The 17,497-nt window shown below is 62.9% G+C and carries 18 protein-coding genes; 8 read left to right on the top strand and 10 right to left on the bottom strand.

The genetic code is table 11. The features are described from left to right. Positions 1-73 precede the first annotated feature (73 nt). The 3 genes from JAB8_RS02630 (at position 74) to JAB8_RS02640 (ending at position 3,566) form a co-directional block, all read left to right on the top strand. A complete protein-coding gene (locus tag JAB8_RS02630) occupies positions 74-1,570 on the top strand; it encodes an MFS transporter (protein ID WP_070288352.1) in 1,497 nt (498 codons plus the stop codon). A 92-nt stretch (positions 1,571-1,662) separates the two neighbouring features. After that, positions 1,663-3,216, top strand: coding sequence for an EAL domain-containing protein (locus tag JAB8_RS02635; RefSeq protein ID WP_070288355.1), 1,554 nt, complete (start codon positions 1,663-1,665; stop codon positions 3,214-3,216). Further along, positions 3,213-3,566, top strand: coding sequence for a hypothetical protein (locus JAB8_RS02640; protein WP_139142912.1), 354 nt, complete (start codon positions 3,213-3,215; stop codon positions 3,564-3,566). The genes JAB8_RS02635 and JAB8_RS02640 overlap by 4 nt, the downstream gene beginning before the upstream one ends. A 3-nt stretch (positions 3,567-3,569) precedes the next feature. Here JAB8_RS02640 and JAB8_RS02645 read toward each other — a convergent pair whose 3' ends face one another. From JAB8_RS02645 to JAB8_RS02655, 3 genes are all read right to left on the bottom strand, one after another. Next, on the bottom strand, positions 3,570-4,922 hold the full coding sequence (locus tag JAB8_RS02645) for a serine hydrolase domain-containing protein (RefSeq protein WP_070288358.1): 1,353 nt from the start codon (positions 4,920-4,922) through the stop codon (positions 3,570-3,572). 124 nt (positions 4,923-5,046) lie between these two features. Further along, complete coding sequence (locus JAB8_RS02650) at positions 5,047-6,420, bottom strand: serine hydrolase (protein WP_070288359.1); 1,374 nt, start codon at positions 6,418-6,420, stop codon at positions 5,047-5,049. 11 nt (positions 6,421-6,431) lie between these two features. Further along, a complete protein-coding gene (locus tag JAB8_RS02655; RefSeq protein ID WP_139142913.1) occupies positions 6,432-7,418 on the bottom strand; it encodes a DUF535 family protein in 987 nt (328 codons plus the stop codon). A gap of 191 nt (positions 7,419-7,609) precedes the next feature. On the opposite strand from JAB8_RS02655, the gene JAB8_RS02660 reads away from it, so the two are divergent. The 4 genes from JAB8_RS02660 to JAB8_RS02675 are packed head-to-tail and all read left to right on the top strand — an operon-like array spanning position 7,610 to position 9,521. Then, positions 7,610-8,218, top strand: a complete 609-nt coding sequence (locus tag JAB8_RS02660; RefSeq protein WP_070288361.1) for a hypothetical protein — start codon at positions 7,610-7,612, stop codon at positions 8,216-8,218. Positions 8,219-8,247: 29 nt separating this feature from the next. Continuing rightward, on the top strand, positions 8,248-8,682 hold the full coding sequence (locus JAB8_RS02665; protein ID WP_070288362.1) for a DUF1801 domain-containing protein: 435 nt from the start codon (positions 8,248-8,250) through the stop codon (positions 8,680-8,682). After that, on the top strand, positions 8,679-9,230 hold the full coding sequence (locus JAB8_RS02670; protein WP_070288363.1) for a hypothetical protein: 552 nt from the start codon (positions 8,679-8,681) through the stop codon (positions 9,228-9,230). Before JAB8_RS02665 ends, JAB8_RS02670 begins: the two co-directional genes overlap by 4 nt. Positions 9,231-9,233: 3 nt before the next feature. Next, positions 9,234-9,521, top strand: coding sequence for a hypothetical protein (locus tag JAB8_RS02675; protein WP_070288364.1), 288 nt, complete (start codon positions 9,234-9,236; stop codon positions 9,519-9,521). Between the two features lie 210 nt (positions 9,522-9,731). Here JAB8_RS02675 and JAB8_RS29375 read toward each other — a convergent pair whose 3' ends face one another. Both JAB8_RS29375 and JAB8_RS02680 read right to left on the bottom strand, forming a co-directional pair. Then, positions 9,732-9,896: a hypothetical protein gene (locus JAB8_RS29375; protein ID WP_175445147.1), complete on the bottom strand. Its 165-nt coding sequence runs from the start codon at positions 9,894-9,896 to the stop codon at positions 9,732-9,734. Positions 9,897-9,906: 10 nt separating this feature from the next. Beyond that, the gene (locus tag JAB8_RS02680; protein WP_254679424.1) at positions 9,907-10,929 is read right to left on the bottom strand and encodes a DNA-binding protein; all 1,023 of its coding nucleotides are present in this window, start codon (positions 10,927-10,929) and stop codon (positions 9,907-9,909) included. Positions 10,930-11,111: 182 nt separating this feature from the next. Between JAB8_RS02680 and JAB8_RS02685 the strand changes: the two genes are divergently transcribed. Further along, positions 11,112-12,167 (top strand): site-specific integrase, encoded by a 1,056-nt coding sequence (locus JAB8_RS02685; RefSeq protein WP_254679425.1) that lies wholly within the window; start codon positions 11,112-11,114, stop codon positions 12,165-12,167. Positions 12,168-12,365: 198 nt separating this feature from the next. Here JAB8_RS02685 and JAB8_RS02690 read toward each other — a convergent pair whose 3' ends face one another. The 5 genes from JAB8_RS02690 to JAB8_RS02705 all read right to left on the bottom strand — a co-directional run bounded on the left by JAB8_RS02690 (position 12,366) and on the right by JAB8_RS02705 (position 17,426). Continuing rightward, positions 12,366-14,738, bottom strand: coding sequence for an NERD domain-containing protein/DEAD/DEAH box helicase (locus JAB8_RS02690; RefSeq protein WP_070288366.1), 2,373 nt, complete (start codon positions 14,736-14,738; stop codon positions 12,366-12,368). 350 nt (positions 14,739-15,088) lie between these two features. Beyond that, positions 15,089-15,220, bottom strand: a complete 132-nt coding sequence (locus JAB8_RS30105; protein ID WP_275528093.1) for a hypothetical protein — start codon at positions 15,218-15,220, stop codon at positions 15,089-15,091. Position 15,221: 1 nt separating this feature from the next. Then, positions 15,222-15,674, bottom strand: coding sequence for a PaaI family thioesterase (locus JAB8_RS02695; protein ID WP_070288367.1), 453 nt, complete (start codon positions 15,672-15,674; stop codon positions 15,222-15,224). Between the two features lie 33 nt (positions 15,675-15,707). Further along, the gene (locus JAB8_RS02700; protein WP_083287543.1) at positions 15,708-16,199 is read right to left on the bottom strand and encodes a MarR family winged helix-turn-helix transcriptional regulator; all 492 of its coding nucleotides are present in this window, start codon (positions 16,197-16,199) and stop codon (positions 15,708-15,710) included. A 45-nt stretch (positions 16,200-16,244) separates the two neighbouring features. Then, on the bottom strand, positions 16,245-17,426 hold the full coding sequence (locus tag JAB8_RS02705; RefSeq protein WP_083287563.1) for a citrate synthase family protein: 1,182 nt from the start codon (positions 17,424-17,426) through the stop codon (positions 16,245-16,247). Positions 17,427-17,497: the final 71 nt, after the last annotated feature.

Consider the following 17,497-nt stretch of genomic DNA (forward strand, 5'->3'; position numbering starts at 1 on the left):
TATTCACCATAGGTAAATTATAAGGCGCTTGTCTTATAACAGGAAATAACAGAAGCCTGCTTAAAATACAGGCATGAAGAATACCAACTGGACCCTCTATACCTGCTCGGGCGTGTGCGCGCTGATCATGCTCGACACCAACGTCGTCGCCGTCTCGCTGCCGTCGATCGCCCGCTCGCTCAACGCCAGCTTCGTCGACGTGGAATGGGTGGTCAGCGCCTACATGCTGGCGTTTGCCTCGTTCCTGTTGCCGGCCGGCAGCATCGCCGACCGCCTGGGACGGCGCAAAGTGATGCTGTATGGCCTGGCCGTGTTCGCGCTGGCCTCGCTGCTGTGCGGCCTGGCGTGGACGCCGTTCGTGCTCAACGTGGCGCGCGCCGTCAAGGGACTCGGTGCCGCGCTGCTGCTCACGTCCGCGCTGGCCGTCATCGGCCACACGTTTCATGCGGAAAAGGAGAGGGCGCGCGCCTGGTCCGTGTGGGGGGCGGCCATGGGCGTGGCCATGACGGTGGCGCCGCTCTTGGGCGGCCTCGTCACGAGCGCCATCAACTGGCGCTGGATTTTCTACCTGAACCTGCCTGTCGTCGCCATGCTGATGTGGCTGGTAGGCAGGCACGTGGACGAGTCGAAGGACGCTTCCAACGCCAGTTTTGATCCATGGGGCGCGCTGCTGTTTTCCGCCGGCCTGTTCTGCATCATCTGGGGCTTGATCGACGCCAGCGTGGCGCTCTGGTCCAGCCATGCCACCATGCTGCGCTTTGCGGCCGGCGCCGCGCTGCTGGTAGTGTTCGTGCTGGTGGAACGGCGCCAGCGCGCGCCCATGGTCGATTTATCGCTGTTTGGCCGGCGCGTGTTCGTCGGCGCCGTGCTGGGCATGTTCGGCTATGCCATCGCCGCGCAAGTGATGATGACGTTTTTGCCGCTGTACCTGCAGAACGCCTTCGGCTTTTCCGCCGTGCTGGCCGGCTGCGCCATGCTGCCGTTCGCCGTCGCCATGGTGGTATTGTCAAGGCTGGCGCCGCGCGCCATGCGGGTGCTGGACGACCGCGGCATATTGGTGACGGGCTTGCTGATCGTCGCCGTGGGCAACGTCGCCACGGCGCTGGCCGCCGCCAGCCTGCAGTACGGCTGGGTGGCAGCCGGCATGGTCGTCACGGGCGCGGGGGCGGGATTGCTGAACGGCACGACCCAGAAGGCCATCCTCGCCTGCATCCCCCGCGAACGCACGGGCATGGGCTCGGGCATCAGCACCACCACGCGCTTCGTCGGCATCGTGCTGGCCGTGGGCGCGCTGGGCGCCGTGCTGGCCATGCGCACGGCCGCCTCGTTCGAGAAACTGGCGTGGCTGCACGGCTTGAAAGCCTCGCCCGAGATGATCGGGCGCATCGTCGCCGGCAACGCGGCCGACGCCTTCGGCCAGCTGCCGCCCGCGCTGCAAGCCGTGGCGCAGGAAGCGGCGCGCCACGCCTTCATCGACGGCTTTGCCAGCGTGCTGTATCTGGCTGGCGGGCTGGCGGCCGTGGTGGCGGCGCTGGTGTTCGTGCTGGCCAGGCCGCTGGAAAAAGTGTAACTCTTCAGCAAGATGCGCGTGCGCCGCCCGCACTTGTAATATGATGCCATCGAGAAATACATGGCAATCATATAACTATCGCAGGGAGTAGCATGCGCAGAAAACGCATTATCGTGACCAGCGTGCTGGTCGCCGTCATCGGCGTGGCCGCCCCCCTGAGCCTGGCCTTCTATTTGTCGTCCGTGCGCGCCGAGCAGGGCGAGCAGGAACGCCTGCGCCTGCTGGCCGGCTACGCGCTCGAGCGCGCCCACCGCTCCATCGCGTCGGCCGGGCTCGCCTTGCGCAGCGCCGATGCGCTGGACCTGGCGCCGTGCTCGGAGGCGCATATCCTGCAGTTGCGCCGCATCACCATCACCACGCGCAGCATCGACGATATCGGCTACGTGGAAAATGGCTTGCTCAAATGCACGTCCACGGGCATCGAAGAAGCACGCATCGCCGTCACGCCTGCCGGTTTCACCCTGGCCAACGGCATGGGCATCGATTTCAACCTGCGGCCCGTCGTCAGCGGCGGCAAGCGCATGGTGGGGCTGTCCCACCGCGCCTACAAGGTGCTGATCGATCCCGTACGCTTTTCCGACGTCATCGTCGACAGCGATATCCAGATGGCCGTGGCCATCGGCAAGCAGGGCGTGCTCGACACCCTCCATCATCCCGACCCGGCCGTGGTGCAGGCCCTGCTCGCCGGCCAGCCAGCGGCGGACGGCCACATCCACGCGACGCTGTACCGCGACGGCTTGACGGCCGTCATGATCGAGCCCCGCAGCAAGCTGAACGACAGGCTGCGCCGCGAACAGCTGCTGCTCCTGCCGCTGGGCCTGCTGATGGCGGCCTTCATCGTCGGCATTGTCATCTGGCTGTCGCGCCGCCGGCTGTCCTTGCGCGGCGAACTGGAAACGGCGGTCGAGCGGCGCGAATTCTTTGTTCATTATCAACCGATCATCGCGCTCGACACGGGCGTGTGCGTGGGCGCCGAGGCGCTGATACGCTGGCGCCGTCCCGACGGCAGCATGATACGGCCCGACCTGTTCATCCCCGTGGCCGAGGAAAGCGACCTGATTCTGCCCATCACGGACCAGGTGATCGCCTGCGTCATCGCCGACATGCGCGCCGCGCTGCTGGCCGACCGCGAACTGCACATCGCCATCAACCTGTGCGCCAGCGATATCGAGACGGGCAGGGTGCTCGACGTGCTCGAACGGGCGCTGGCCGGCACGGGCATCGAGGCGCAGCAGATCTGGCTGGAAGCGACGGAACGGGGCTTCATCAACGTGGAAGCGGCCCGCGCCACCATCGAAAAGGCCCGCGCACGCGGTCATGCCGTGGCCATCGACGACTTCGGCACCGGTTATTCCAGCCTGTCGAGCCTGCAAAACCTGCCGCTCGACGCCTTGAAAATCGACAAGTCCTTTGTCGACACCATCGGCACGGATGCGGCCACCAGCAGCGTCACGCCGCACATCATCGACATGGCGCGCACTTTGAACATGCTGATCGTGGCCGAAGGCATCGAAACGCAGCAGCAAGCCGATTATTTGCTGGAACGCAAGGTCGAATTCGGCCAGGGCTGGCTGTTTGCCAAAGCGCTGCCGGCCTTGGACTTCCTCGCCTTTTACGCAAGCCGCCGCCTGCCATCGCCCACATGAAACAGCCACGCTTTCCCTATCCATTGCAGCCGCTGCGCGTGCCGGGCGGCTGGCACATCACCGTCAACACCCTGTTCGAGGTGGAGCCTGGCCCGGATACCATGCAATGGTTCAGCAGCGCATTGCTGCTGTGGGGCAGTTGCCGCGACAGCGGTTACTGCTTCAACTCGCACTTCGAACCGGAAGACGATCCCGCCGGCGAATTCGTGCTGGAGATGGGCAAGGTGGCATACGACCGCCACGGCAAGATCGTCCAGGGCAGCGACGCCTTCCTCGGCGAATTTCGCACGCGCAGCAAGGCGCAATTCGTCGCCCGGGTCGAGCAATTCATGCAGGACCCGGCAGCCTGAGCGCTACGGCTTGCGCGGCAACACCACCTCCTGCCCGCCTTGCGTGAGCACGGCGCCGGCGATCTTGCCCGCGGCATCGCGCGTAAAGGCCAGGTCCGCCTCGATGGCGCGGAAGAAAAATTGATCTTTCGCGCTGGCAAACAAGGGGGCTGAGCCGACGCCCGTGCCTGCCGCTTCCAGGCCATGCTTGCCCAAGGTCACCGTCAACGTGAAATCTTTGTCCAATGGATACTCGCCCACGTATTCGGCCAGCGCGGCGCGCGGCAATTCGATGGCGGCCGGCGGCTTTTTCAGCGGCGGCAAGGGCGTGCCGGGCAGCAGGGCGGACAAGCCCAGCGCGTCGATATCGCGCGCCGCGTTCGTCAACACCACCACGCCCCGCTTGCCATCCGTCGTGAACGCCGCATAGCTGGTGTAGCCGCCCGTCTGGCCGCTGTGCCAGGCGTAGCTTTGACCCTGCCGCTGCTCCAGCAGCCATGCCAGGCCGATTTTCGTCTCGCTGTCCGGTGCCAGCTGCCGCTGCGGCTTGAGCGCCAGCGCATACGGGCGCAGCGGCTTGAACATGTACGCTTGCAGGTAGGCAACCATGTCGCGCGCGCTCGAATATACGCCGCCGGCCGGCGCCACCACGTTCAAATCCCAGGCGGGTGTCGGCTCGCCCGACAGCAAACGGCCGGGCGCCAGGCGCGCCAGCATGCCATGCGTGGGCGTGTTCGACGTCGAGCGCATGCCCAGCGGTACCGCGATGCGCTTTTGCAGCAGCGCTTCATAGCTGGTACCGGCCTGTGCGGCCAGGGCCGTGCCCAGCACGGCATAGCCGATGTTCGAGTAGTCAAATTTGGTGCCCGGCGCGCGGGGCAGATGGTAGGCGGCGAGAAATTGCCGCTGCTTCGCTTCCGTGTAGTCCGCATACGGATTGGCGGGGTCCTTGGGCGCGAAATTGTCGGGCAGGCGCGGCAGCGAGGAATAATGCGTGGCCAGGTCCAGCAGGCTGATCTGCTTGCCGTCGAAGGCCGGCATGGTGTACTCAGGCAATACTGCCGCCACCGGTTCGTCGAGTTTGACCTTGCCTTCGACGACGGCGTCGGCCAGCAGCAAGGCCGTCATGGTCTTGGTGACGGAACCGATCTGGTAGACGGTGTCGGCGCCCGGCTTGGTATTCTTGCCTGCATGCACGCTGCCAAAGCCGTAGACGGCGCTGGTCTTGCCGTCGATCACGGCGATGACGATGCTGGGGAGCATGCCCGTGCGCGTGAGTTCCTCGGCGCGCTGGCGCACGGCGTCGTCCAGGACGGGCGCGGCCAGGGCGGCGCTGCCGAGCAGGCAAAGGGGGAGAAGGGCGAAAGTGGGTGTCATGGGAACCTTGTCCAGGGTGGGCTGTATGCACGCCGGCAACTGGATAAGATGGCTGGCATGCCCTGGGAAGCATACGGCGCCAACATGAAGGGCGCCTGAGTTTTATGCTACTTTTACCGCTTTGCTAAGGTTTGCGCTTGCCCGGCATGGCCTGGCCGTTCTGGTGCAGAACGACGCCCGTGATGGCGCCCTGGGCGTCGCGCTGGAATACCAGTTGCGCTTCGACCACCTTGTAAAAGAAGGTGTCCTTCGCGCTCGCGTACACGGGCGCTTCGGGCTGGCCCGTGGCGCCCACCAGCAAGCCGTCGGGACCCTGGCGCACGCTGAGGACAAACGTGGGCGCCAGCGCATACTGGCCCGCATATTGGGCCAGCTCGGCCGGGGCGATGGCGATTTCCTTCGGCGCCGGGGCATTCGGCGGCGGCAGGCTGCCGGGCAGCAGCACGCCCACGCCCAGGGCGTCGACGTCGCGCGCCGTGCTGCTCAGCACCACCACGCCCCGCTTGCCGTCCAGCGTGTAACCGGCAAAGCTGGCATAGCCGCCCGTCTGCCCGTTATGCCAGGCAAAGGGCTGGCCCTTGACCTGGTCGAGCATCCACGCCAGGCCGATCTTTTTCACGCCGTCGCCATCGCCTTCGCCCGCCAATACCCGGCGCGGCTGCACGGCCAGTTGCTGCGCGGGACTGCTCGCCCGCATGTACGATTGCATGTAGGCAATCATGTCGCGCGCACTGGAACGCACGGCACCGGCCCCCGCGATGGCCTGGAAATCCCAGTTCGCGGCCGGCTTGCCATCGGCCAGGTGGCCCGGCGCCAGGCGCGCGCGCAGGGCCGGCGTCGTCACTGCCGAGCTGCTGGCCATGCCCAGCGGACGGAAAATGCGTGCTTGCAGCAGTTCTTCGTAAGACATATTGGCTTGCGTGGCCAGAGCCGTGCCCAGCAAGCCATACGCGAGGTTCGAGTATTCATACGCGGCGCCCGGCGCGCGCGCCAGCGCATGGCCGGCCAAAAAGATGCGCAGCTGCGCCTCGCCATAGCCGGCGTAAGGATTGGCCATGTCCGCCGGCGCCAGGTTGGCGGGCAGGCGGGGCAAGCCGGAAAAGTGCGTGGCCAGCTGGCCCACGGTAATTTTCTGGCCCGTCAGCGCGGGGATGGCGTAGGCGGGCAGCAGTTCGGCCACCGGTTGATCCAGTTGCGCTTTGCCCGCCACGACGGCGTCGGCCAGCAGCAAGCCCGTCATGGTTTTCGTCACGGAGCCGATTTCATACACGGTGTCGGCATCGGGCACGCCCTGGTCGCCGGGCCGCACGCGGCCGAAGCCGTACACGGCGCTGTCCTTGCCGTCGATCACGGCGATGACCAGGCTCGCATGCTTGCCGTCACGCACCAATGTTTCCGCCCGTTCCCGCATGGCCGCGTCGAGGGTGGGCGCGGCCAAGGCGGCACCGCCGGACAGGGACAGGAGGGGCAGCAGCAGGGTGCGTAAGCGTGGAGGCATCGTCGATTCCGTCAGGAAAGTGATTGGTGGGAATACAGCATAACAGCATCACTGGCAAGATAGTCGTTTTGGCAAGATGGTGCGGCGATCATGGCCGCCAGCTGCGCGCGCATGCCGGCGGCCATACCGAGCAGCAATTCGCCGCGCCGGCGCGCATCGGCCCGTTTCTTCGATGGCACCCCGGCCAGATCCGGCACGCGGTAAGCAGCGCAGGGCAAGTGATAATTGCCGTCGCGCATGCGCAAGGCATGCAATTCCTGCCACGCCTGGTCGTAATCGGCGGCGATATGGCGCCGCCGGCGCGCATTCAGGGCGATGCGGTTGTCATTGCTGATCAAGAACAGGTTGGTGCAGGCGAAAAAATCGCCGAAATCGCGCAAGGCCGTCACCATCAGGTTTTTCGGACGACAACCGTGCAGCGCCCGTGTGGCGTCCTTGACGGCCAGCTTGCCCGATTCCGAGCGCAAGCCTTGCAGCGCGCCCAGCTGCAGCGAGACGCCATCGGCGCGCGGCACGAACAAAAAGCTGGCCAGGTACAGGGGCAGGCCGTCGCGCGTCAGGCGCAGGCACAGTTCGCCCTCGCGGTAGCTGTCGTGGATGGCCGTCAGCTGCAAACGGTATTGCGCCCCGTCCTTGCCGTCGAGCGCGGCCAGCACCACGGGTTCGCGCGCGGCCCGTTCGACCAGCGCACGCGCACCCGCCTGCCACAGGAAGCGGTAATGCCCTTCCAGCAAGGCCAGGCGATCCGCGCAGCCGAGCCGGCGCGACGCGTATGGGCGGTAAATCTTGAAGCGCAGGCAGGGATGCAGCTGCGCCAGCGAGTTCAAGCCCGGCATGCTGCCGAGGAAGGCGTGCCAGCGCGTGCGCTGGCGGGGAAAGAAGAGGGCGCCCAGGGCCGCTTTCAGGCGGTGGCCGCTGGCGGAATATAGTGGCACTGCGGGTGGCGTGGCGGGCGGCACGGCGGCGCCGTGGTGCAAGGTCAAAGCGATGTCATTCATGATTCTGCCGGAAAATGGCAGGCGCTGCACAATGAGAGCCTTGCCAATTTGAATGCTACGCGGGCCAGGTGAATTTCATATTAAGAAGTTATTCCCACGGGTATTTAGAGGATGGAAACTAAACATTTGCCTTTTGGCAATGTGGCCGGTTATGCTCGCGGCACTGTGACCCGATGAAATGATTGCACCCCATGAAACTCCGCCATTTGCTTGCCATCCCCGTGCTGCTCGCCGCGCAGGCCACCCACGCCCAGGACCGCACGGCCGATCCTCTGGCGCCGCTGGCGCAATGCATCAACCGCAGCGAGTTCCAGTTCAAAACGCAGGACCGCTTGCCGGCCAGCGCGACCACGCGCGTCGTCAAGATGGCGGCGGGGGAGCGCCGGGTCTCGACGGCCGATGGCTACCGGCTGATGCTGTTCCGCAAGAGCAGCCAGCCCTTCGCGAATCTGAAGATCGAGCGCAGCGCCGCAGGCCAGTTTGCCGCCGACCGCGAGACCATCGTGGCGCAAATGCAGGAGATGTCGGCCAGCAGCAAGCCGCCGCATCAGGTGCCGCTGGAAACGGACGCGCGCCAGGGCGTGGAAGTGCTAGGATTGAATAACGCCAGCATCGCGAAGACACCGGGCATTATCAGTTTCTATACGCTGCTGCATGCCGCCAGCGGCACGGTCGCCAGCGCCTACGTGCTGAACCAGCCGGCCGACCCGCGCGACTTTGCCACGGACGCCCAATACCAGGCCTTGCGCGACCAATTCATTGCTTCGCTTGCCAACTGCATGGCCGATCCTGCGCAGTAAGAGAAGCGCACAGGAAGGAGACGTGAACCATGAAAAAAGCCGCAACAAGTACGCCGCCCGCCGGGGAAGCGGCAGGCACCGAACCGGCAGCCAGCCAGATCGACGCGAAAATCGCCTCGCTGGCGGACTGGCGCGGCAAGACCCTGGCCGCCGTGCGCGCGCTGATCCACCAGGCGGACCCGGAGGTGGTCGAGGAAGTCAAATGGCGCGGCGTGCCCGTCTGGTCGCATGCGGGCATGATTTGCACAGGCGAAACGTATAAACTGGCCGTGAAACTCACCTTCGCCAAGGGCGCCGCCTTGCCCGATCCGGCCGGCCTGTTCAATTCCAGCCTGGACGGCAACACGCGCCGGGCCATCGACATCCACGAAGGCGAGCATCTCGATGCCGCGGCGTTCAAGGCGCTGATACGCGCTGCCGTGGCCGCAAATACGGCGCCAAAACCAAAGCGAACGAACACTTGAGACATTATCTGTATATCTGGCACGACCCGGCCGCGCGCATGCTGGTCGCCTCCGGCATCGAATTCAACGATGTCATCCCCGCGCTCCTGGACGCGGACGGCATCGTGCTGCGCAAGGGCAGCGCCGGGACGCCCAGGAAACCTGCCGGCTACCAGACCCTGGCGCGGCAGCAATTGCCAGCGCTGGCGCATGAAGATATCCATGCCTGGGGCAGCCACGCCTGGGCCGATTGGCAGGGCGCGCCGCCGGCCCCCGGCGATGCGGACGTGGCCACGATGCTTGACCATCGTGGCGCGCTCACGCCGCCTGCCGCCTTGCGCAGCCGCTTTCTCGCCTTTGCGCACGACGACGGCTGGTACCTGAAACTGTTGTATGCGGCATGGGGCGATGTGGCGGCCTTGCTTGCCGGCGCCATCGCGCCAACCTTGGGCGCGCTCGACATGGACGCGCTGCAACGGGGAAGCGAAGGTTATTGGCTGCAGGATGGCGCGGTCCAGGCCGAGCTGAAAACCCACGATATCGACAGCGTGCTGAACCGCCGTTTGTAGCCCATGAAAACGCCACAAGAAAAGAAACACCTCAGTTACGCCAAAGACCGCCGCAATACTTATGGCGAAAACAGTAAATCCTCGCGCAAGGCGATTCCCGCCGCCAAGGCACGGGCGAATCGCATTGAGAGACATACGCAAGAGCAACTATTGGCGTCCACTCTGAAAGCGGACGACGCCGAGCAGTTGGCAGCGGTCGAGAATCGCGTGCGTGCCACGCTGCCCAGGCGATGGCGCAAGTTTCCCGATACGGCGCTCGGCCTGGTGCTGGCGCGCCGCCGGCCTGCTTGATACTGCCGGCACGGCTTGGTCTCGGCGGCATCCAGGAAAAGATGTAAAAAGTGGCGCGCAGCGCGGCTTTGCCGCAGCAGCGGCACCAGGGCAGCCTGGATGGCGTCCTCGAGCGCATCCTGGCGGACGTCGATACCACGGTGTCCGCGAAGGCTGTCCAGTGCGACTGGTGCCCGTTTGAAATTGCAGCTCCCGGCGGCGGAAGATGTCTCATTGCTCAGTTGCCAGCGCCAGCAGCGTCGCGTTGATTGGCGTTAAGGTGAAATGCTGTGCGTACTCGTCCCCGTCGGCCGTCATCTGGCAGGCGAAATACTGGGGCAAGCCTTGAGCGCTGGCCAGGCCCGTCCCGCGACCGTCATAGAGATCCCATACCATGTAGACAAGCTCAAACAGCGCCTTTCTCCTGGCTATCCATGAGCAGGGCCAGCCTTGCCGCCATGCCGGCATTGTCGCGCAGCAAGGTATCGCGTTCCAGCGTCAGCGCTTCGGCGCGCTGCTGCGCTGCCTGGCTATTTTCCGCCAGCATGTCGAGCTGTCTGTCCTGTGCAGCCAGCGCCACCTTGGCGTCGTTCAGCGCCAGCAAGGCCGTGTCCAGCTTGGCCAGCAGGGCGTCGGCCGAGGCGGCCGCCTGCAAATATTGAAATTCAAACTGGTCGCGCTCGGGACGCACGGTGGCCAGCGCCTCGCGGTCGGCGGCCGCTTCATCAGCCAGGCGCGTGTGTTCGGCCTGCAGTTGCGCCAAACGCATGTCCTGCTGCACCAGGGTCGCCTGCTGGCCTTGCAGGCGTTGCTGCAACTGCGCGTTATCCTGCTCCAGACGGCTGATCCGTTGCTGCGCCTGCGCCCGTTCCTCGCTGCGCTGGGTCGCGGCCGCTTCCTGGTAATGGTCGAACTGCGAACGCACCTGCGCCAGCTGGCGGTTCAGGGCGGCGATTTCCTCGCCGCGGTCGGCCAGGCGCTGCGTCAGGCCCGCGTTATCGCTGTGCAGGGTGGCCAGGGTGACGGCGCGGAAATGGTGTTCTTCCTTCAGTTGCGCCAGCGCATGCTGGGTGGCGCGCAATTCCTGGGTGAGGGCGGCGCGCGCCTCCGTCAGTTTCAAACGTTCACTTTCCGTCTTCTTGAGTTTTTCCAGTGCCGCGTCCAGTTCGGCGCGGTTCTGCTGCATGCCCGTTTCCAGTTGCTGCGCCACGTCGCGCTGCTGCTTTTCATAGACGCCGCGCATCGCTTCCATCAGTTCGGCCGGCAAGCCTGACTCCGTTTTCACGGCACCCGCGCCCTGAAACTCTTCCTTCCAGCGCTTGAGCAAGGGTGCGATGGTGCTCTTGCTGCCCGTGCTGCCAAGCGCTTCGCGCACATTGTCGACCGTGGGGTTGCGTCCATCGGCAGCGACGATTTGGGCTGCTTTCATAACATCAGAGTACAGAATGCCGGTGCGGGCCATGAAATCACCTATGAGCGAAATTTAGTAACGTATTACATGATACGTAATATCGCATAATATTACGATATAAATTTTCATCGTTTTTGAAAAATATAAAGCACGATAATATTGCTTATCGCGTGTTATGGGGGTGCTTGGCGTGCTATTCTGTGTGTCTCCCAGTACAAAACCCCGATTTCGCCGCCGCCATGCCCGATTTGCCCCTCCCGAAACGCCGTATCGCCGTGCCAAAAAACGCCGCCTTGGCTCCTGTGCCGTTACGCGGCGCCCTGGTCGATGCCGAGCTGGCCGCGCGCCACCAGGCGTTTCTCGCTGCCGCCACGTCCGACAACACGCGCCGCACCTACCGTTCCGCCATCCGCCACTTCCAGGCCTGGGGCGGGGCGCTGCCTGCCGACGAGTCCGCCGTCATCCGCTACCTGATGGCGTATGCGGACAGCCTCAACGCGCGCACCCTGGCCCTGCGCCTGACGGCCCTGTCGCAATGGCATGTGTACCAGGGCTTTGCCGACCCCGCGTCCACGCCCACCGTGCGCAAGACCCTGGCCGGCATCGCCCGCCTGCACGGCAAACCGAAAAAGAAGGCGAGGGCGCTGCCGCTGGAAGATCTGGAACTGATCGTCGCCAGGCTGGCCGCCCTGGGCACCAACAAGGCCTTGCGCGACAGCGCCTTGCTGCAGCTGGGCTTTTTTGGCGCTTTCCGCCGCAGCGAACTGGTGGGATTGAGGCTGGAAGACATCCGCTGGGAGCCGCAGGGCATGGTGATCACCTTGCCCCGCTCGAAAACGGATCAACTGGGGGAGGGCATCGTCAAGGCGATCCCGTTCGGCGACGGCGTCTGCTGCCCGGCCACGGCCCTGCGCGCCTGGCTGGGCGTGGCGGGCATCGCCGGTGGCCCACTCTTGCGCACCGTCAACCAGTGGGGCAATGTGGGAGGAAAGGGATTACACGCGAGCAGCATCAACACGATATTGGAAGGCTGCGCCCGGCTGGCCGGGCTCGATTACGTGCCGGAACTATCGAGCCACAGCCTGCGCCGCGGCATGGCCACCAGCGCCCACCGGGCCGGCGCCGATTTCCAGGCCATCAAGCGCCAGGGCGGCTGGCGCCACGACGGCACCGTGCATGGCTATATAGAAGAGGCGGGCCGCTTCGAGGAAAATGCGGCGGGGAGTTTGTTGAAGGGGAAGAAGGCGGCGGGATGAGGCGAGCGACAACACCTCGCGGCAGGCCTTCAGCGGATGGCATGAATACGTATAGAGGCTCCCTTTGAAGTAGTCGGTTGCCCGCTTCACATACTGTTAATCACACTCAAAGAACTATATCCAGTCAACGACATTGCTGGCCTTCAATCGCAGCCAGAGACTTGAGCACCCAGCAGCTGTAGCTGGCCGGCGCAAGACTCAACTGGTGAGCGCATACGTCTTGTCCGCGATCTTCTTGAATATCTTCCGCGCGCACAAGCTGGTGATGACGCGCCCAACAATATCGTCGATAGACGTACCGAAATCCTGAGGCACGATGCATTCCTCGATCCAGCCAGCAATACTCTGCCGTGTGATCTCGCTGCCCTCACGTCGACCATTGAATATCACGAGGATCGAACCTAGGAGTAGTTCAAGCTCACGCCCATTGTTTTCAACGCTCGCGCGAGGGTCGAACAACTGGTTCGTGCCAGCAATCTTTGCTGCGACATTCCGAATTGAGGTCAAAGGGGCGGAAAGGGTAACCTCCTTGCCCTCGAGTAGGTCGTAAGCCTGACGGATGGCATCCGCGTTCAACGCTACCGAGGAACAGGGAGTACAGGATTGAAGGAACGGATGTGGTGTCATACGCGCGCATGCGTTGCAGTACTTGGGCCTGACTGCATATGCCAAGCGATTCTGCGCCTGCTCAATACTATAGAAACGCGTGTTCGTCAGAATTTTGAGCAAAATGCCCCAAAGTTGTGCTTCTGAGTTTGGCCAGCTCTGCGTATCCGTCAACCATCCTCGCCAAGCTTCTGAAAACGAAAAAGTACATCCCGCAACATCATAGGACTGACTCTTGTCGGCATATTTCTTAATGATGTTCGCGATATAGACGGGCTCGCGCTCGTTGAAATCTTTTTCGATGAGTTTGGGCCGGCAATGCTCAAGCTCGTCCTTCAAATAATCGAGCCGGATATGCGCAGGATCGGTAAAACACTGGGCTTGGTGCCACAGGACAATAGCACGTGTCGTGCATCGACCAAGTGCACAGGCGAGGGTGTTTCCATCCATGTCGACATCGCCGAGGATAATCACGATGGGAGCCTCCATGCCACGGAAGGCTGCAATTGTCGTGACTTCGACGCCGGGGATTATGAAGTCGACACTGAATTGTGATAAGACGACGATATCTTGCGCCTTCGCCCCCGCGCTTTTCAGGTTCTTAATTTGGTTTTTGAGGCTTACTTCGACGTTTTTGACGAAATACTGGTTGAGCGCCATATTCCTGTCGGTGCGCTGATTGATGATTTCATGATTCACCGGCAATATTTCCAGGATTTTTTCGGTTACCGACCAGGGATTCCGGTACACGGCATGCAAATAATAAGCCTCGACGCCATACGTCGCTTCCAAGTAGCTGTAGTCTACGCCTTTTTCCATAGGCGAAAATACTTGGTAGCGATCCGCAAAGATATATTTCTTTGCATGTTGAAAGTGACGCACGAGCGCAGCGTGGTCGGTTTCGCTCAACCCTTGAGCCTCATCAACGATCAAACAGTCATAAATTGTATCGACGCTCGACATCAAGTATTTGTGATAGTCGTCAAATGCGTGCCGTTCCGTCAGGTCATCCCGGGAATACTTATCGCAATAAGCATGAAATGTCGATACCATGATTCTGTCACCATTCGGCGCGGTGTTAACTTGTTCTGCAATATGGGAAGCGATTTTCTTATTCTTGAACAGGAAAGCAACACGCTTTCCAGCAGCCGCATATGCCGTCGCGACGGCATATGCGATGACGGTCTTACCTGTCCCTGCAAAGCCGGCGGTTATCCAGGAATTGTTCTTTAGGCATCTCTTTACGATATGATGCTGATTCTGATCGAGTTTTAGCCAGACTTCGTTGTCGAAGGAAATCTTGCGGGCTAATTCGTTATCGATGATTTCCTTCGGCCAAACGGTAGCGATGAATCGCTCTATCACATCTGCAAAATCCTGTTTGGCAGGAGACAATGCCGTGCGCCAAAATTCAAATAATTCGAGAATACGTTCCTGGATGCGTTGCTCGTGCTTGGGCAGAAGAATGATGCCTTCCTGTAGTTGGGTCTCACCGATAGGGAAATATGCTGAAGCGAAATCCGGAGTGTCGAGCTGACTGTTGCAGATATAAACTGCATAACCGACCGGGCAGGAAATCTGCTTTTGTTCAAGTAAATCAATGGTTGTGAACGCATTGTTCTTGACCTGATCCAGCGGATCAATGATGTGACGATCCTTCGCATGTACGAAACGGGCTCCGAGTGGGTGGTAATCGCCGGTCTTGACCTCGATGCAGAGTATCCCGTACTTGGGATGCGTAATAACGAAATCTGTTTCCCCTGTTAAGTTTTTTTTATTGTTCCGGAAAAGGTTTATATAGCGGTGCTTTGTTTGTGAGAAAATGCGATTTACACTCGGCCTCAGCCAGGGGCAGGAATGGACGACAGTAAATTCGTCGTCTAGCGCAGCCAGCGTATTGAACAGCTTGTATTCACCTTCGCTCTTGAAACATGCATCTTTCAGTTCAGGTAAGAAAACTGCCATATTCATTCGACTTTACAAAGGTAGATGGACGTATGCGGTGCTAGCGATATATGTCTCAGTGTATGGTGTTGTTACTCCCATGACAAGGAAGAACCAAACCAGTGGCTGCGTGAGCCGTTCGAAGGCAAGGGCTTGATGAAGTGTATGCGCTCCCGGGTCGGGTCTCCAAAGTGCTCCACTGCGCGTATCCGATACCCTTTGCGGACCAGCAAGCGCCGCATGGCCGGGTAGCGGTTCATCGATTTCACGGTGACGGCCGCAAAGCCTTGTGCACCGGCCCCGGCTTCCTGGCGTTCCAGCGGGCGCTGCGTCAGGCCTGTCTTGCGGTGCGCGGGCAGCACACCGCCCAGTCAGCTATACAAGGAGCCATCGTCGGTGCCATAGCCCAGCTTGCGGCCCATGGGCTGGCCGCCCGCTTCCGCGATCAGCGCCAGCGCGCTGGCGGACAGCCGGCCCTGCAACTGCGCCAGGTACCGGGCCATATCACGCGGCCGCTTGCTCCCGCGGCCGGATGATCATGCAGGTGGCCGTCGCGTGCGCGTACACTTTACCGGCTTCATCGCGGATCGTGCCTTCCGAAATGACCAGGTTGCGGCCTGCATTGATGACCTTGCCTTCCGCAAAGACCGTCACGTTGAAGGGCAGGGGGCGGCACATCTTGATGTTCAGGTCCGTCGTGCCGTAGCTTTCGCCGGCCGGCAAGACCGTGTGCGTGGCGCAGCCCGTGACCGTGTCGAGCACGGTGGCGGCGAAACCGCCGTGCACGCCGCCCATGGGATTCGTGTGGTTTTCATTCGCCGTGGCCGTGAAGATCACGCGGCCGTGCTCGATCGTGTGCGCATCCATGGGCATGGTCTTGGAAATGCCGGGCCGGGGGAACAGGCCTTGCGCGAATGCTTGCATCAGTTGCAAGCCGGTCATGTCGTTGGGGTGCATGGGTAACTCCTGTGGTGGTGATGGGGGGATGAATCAGACGTCCTGCGCAAAACGCAGGCGCGAGGCGTGCAGCAGGAAGCGGGCGACGACGGCCAGCTCTTCCTCGCTGAAACCGGCTTTCAGTTGTTCGTTCAGGCTGTCGAGCAGGGGCAGGGCATGCGCCAGTACCTCGCCGCCCTTGGCCGACATGTGCAGGGTGCCGGCACGTGCGTCGAGCGCCGACTGGCCGCGCACGATCAGGCCGTTTTCTTCCATGCGCGCCACCAGGCCCGTTACGGCCGAGTTTTTCAGCTGCAATGCCCGCCCCAGATCCTTCAATTGGCAGCCTTCTTCGCCCTTCAGGGCAAACAGGGCGACCACTTGCGTGCCGGAAAAGCCCAGTTCGCTGGTGAAAACGGCATCAGCCGAGCGGAACAGGTTCTGGCGCGCCAGGTTGAGCAGATTGAACAGGCGCGGCGAACGCTCGCCCAGCGGGCAGGCGGCGGCATCGGGAAGGTCTGGCTGGGGGGAGGTATTGGTACGCATGCGAAGTATACTACTACGTATGCGTAATAAATCAAGCGACTATTTTCAGTCGCGCTGGTGGCGCCCCACGTAGCGGGCGCGGGGCCGTATCAGTGCCGCGCTGGCGGCTTGCTCGGCGGCATGCGCGATCCAGCCGGCCGAGCGGGCCAGCGCAAATACGCTCATGCCCGCGCCTTCGGGCCAGCCGAACGCCAGTTCCATGGCGGCCAGCGCCAGGTCGGCATTCGGGCGGGCATTGAGCCGTTTGCTCGCCGTGGCGCAGACGGACAGAATGGCGGCCAGATGGGGGTACCCGGGCGACAGCGCCGACAAGCTTCCCAGCAGATACGCGGCACGCGGGTCGCCATCTGGATACAGCGGATGGCCAAAGCCGGCAAATTCCGGTGCGATGGTCTTGTAATACTGGCCGATGGCGGCCCTGGCGTCCGGTGCGGCCAGCGCCTGCGTCAACATGCGCCTGGCCGCCGCGCTGCCGCCGCCGTGCTTGTCTCCGGACAAGGCACCCAACCCGGCCATCAGCGCGGCGGGCAGGCTGGCGCCCGTCGAAGCGACGCAGCGTACGGCAAAGGTCGAGGCATTCAATTCGTGGTCGGCCAGCAGCACGAGGGCCGCGCGCAGCAATTCCGTTTGCTGCGCATCGGCATGCCACGCCCAGGCCAGCTGCAGGTGCAGCGGCAGGGCGGACGGCGGCGTCCGGAGCAGGGCGGCGGCCAGGATGCGCATCTGGGCGGGACCGGATGACAGCATGCTTGCAGGCAGATTCGCGGACGTGGACGCCAGCATGGCCAGGGCGAGCATGGCGCGCGCCAGCGGCGGCGCGTCCGGCGCGCTGGCCAGTCCTGGCGGCAGGGCCGGGGCGTCCTGCTGAAAATAGTCGCTAAGGTTATCGTCCCACAGCAGGCCGGCAGTCGCTTCCAGTGTCGCGGACTCGGCCAATGCCGTCGCATCGCAGCCCCGGTACAGCAATCGTCCATCGAGAATGTGGGAAATGCGCGTCTCCAGCACGGGCAAGCCCCAGTGCATGGCGGCCACGGCCGTCTGGCCGCCGCGCTTGGCGTCGTTCTTGCGGGCCGCCAGGCGCAGCACGTCTTCCTGCGGATAGCGCTTGCGGCGCGATGCACCGTTGCTGACGGAGGCCAGCAAGCCCCGGCTCACATAGGAATACAGGGTGGGCAGGCTGACGTTCAAGAGGCGCGCGGCCTCGGCAGCGGACAGATCGTTGTTCATGGCGGCCATTGTAGCGGCTGTCACTTTATATTGATTGGTGGAATCAAGATTGACGGGCCGGGCGGCGCGTC

This window comes from Janthinobacterium sp. HH106, assembly GCF_001758725.1.
Taxonomy (GTDB): domain Bacteria; phylum Pseudomonadota; class Gammaproteobacteria; order Burkholderiales; family Burkholderiaceae_D; genus Janthinobacterium.

Bases quoted from the DNA above. Each gene is read 5' to 3' on its own strand.
- JAB8_RS02630 (WP_070288352.1), top strand. From the start codon at position 74: ATGAAGAATACCAACTGGACCCTCTATACCTGCTCGGGCGTGTGCGCG.
- JAB8_RS02635 (WP_070288355.1), top strand. From the start codon at position 1,663: ATGCGCAGAAAACGCATTATCGTGACCAGCGTGCTGGTCGCCGTCATC.
- JAB8_RS02640 (WP_139142912.1), top strand. From the start codon at position 3,213: ATGAAACAGCCACGCTTTCCCTATCCATTGCAGCCGCTGCGCGTGCCG.
- JAB8_RS02645 (WP_070288358.1), bottom strand. From the start codon at position 4,922: ATGACACCCACTTTCGCCCTTCTCCCCCTTTGCCTGCTCGGCAGCGCC.
- JAB8_RS02650 (WP_070288359.1), bottom strand. From the start codon at position 6,420: ATGCCTCCACGCTTACGCACCCTGCTGCTGCCCCTCCTGTCCCTGTCC.
- JAB8_RS02655 (WP_139142913.1), bottom strand. From the start codon at position 7,418: ATGAATGACATCGCTTTGACCTTGCACCACGGCGCCGCCGTGCCGCCC.
- JAB8_RS02660 (WP_070288361.1), top strand. From the start codon at position 7,610: ATGAAACTCCGCCATTTGCTTGCCATCCCCGTGCTGCTCGCCGCGCAG.
- JAB8_RS02665 (WP_070288362.1), top strand. From the start codon at position 8,248: ATGAAAAAAGCCGCAACAAGTACGCCGCCCGCCGGGGAAGCGGCAGGC.
- JAB8_RS02675 (WP_070288364.1), top strand. From the start codon at position 9,234: ATGAAAACGCCACAAGAAAAGAAACACCTCAGTTACGCCAAAGACCGC.
- JAB8_RS29375 (WP_175445147.1), bottom strand. From the start codon at position 9,896: ATGGTATGGGATCTCTATGACGGTCGCGGGACGGGCCTGGCCAGCGCT.
- JAB8_RS02680 (WP_254679424.1), bottom strand. From the start codon at position 10,929: ATGAAAGCAGCCCAAATCGTCGCTGCCGATGGACGCAACCCCACGGTC.
- JAB8_RS02690 (WP_070288366.1), bottom strand. From the start codon at position 14,738: ATGGCAGTTTTCTTACCTGAACTGAAAGATGCATGTTTCAAGAGCGAA.
- JAB8_RS30105 (WP_275528093.1), bottom strand. From the start codon at position 15,220: ATGGCCCGGTACCTGGCGCAGTTGCAGGGCCGGCTGTCCGCCAGCGCG.
- JAB8_RS02695 (WP_070288367.1), bottom strand. From the start codon at position 15,674: ATGCACCCCAACGACATGACCGGCTTGCAACTGATGCAAGCATTCGCG.
- JAB8_RS02700 (WP_083287543.1), bottom strand. From the start codon at position 16,199: ATGCGTACCAATACCTCCCCCCAGCCAGACCTTCCCGATGCCGCCGCC.
- JAB8_RS02705 (WP_083287563.1), bottom strand. From the start codon at position 17,426: ATGAACAACGATCTGTCCGCTGCCGAGGCCGCGCGCCTCTTGAACGTC.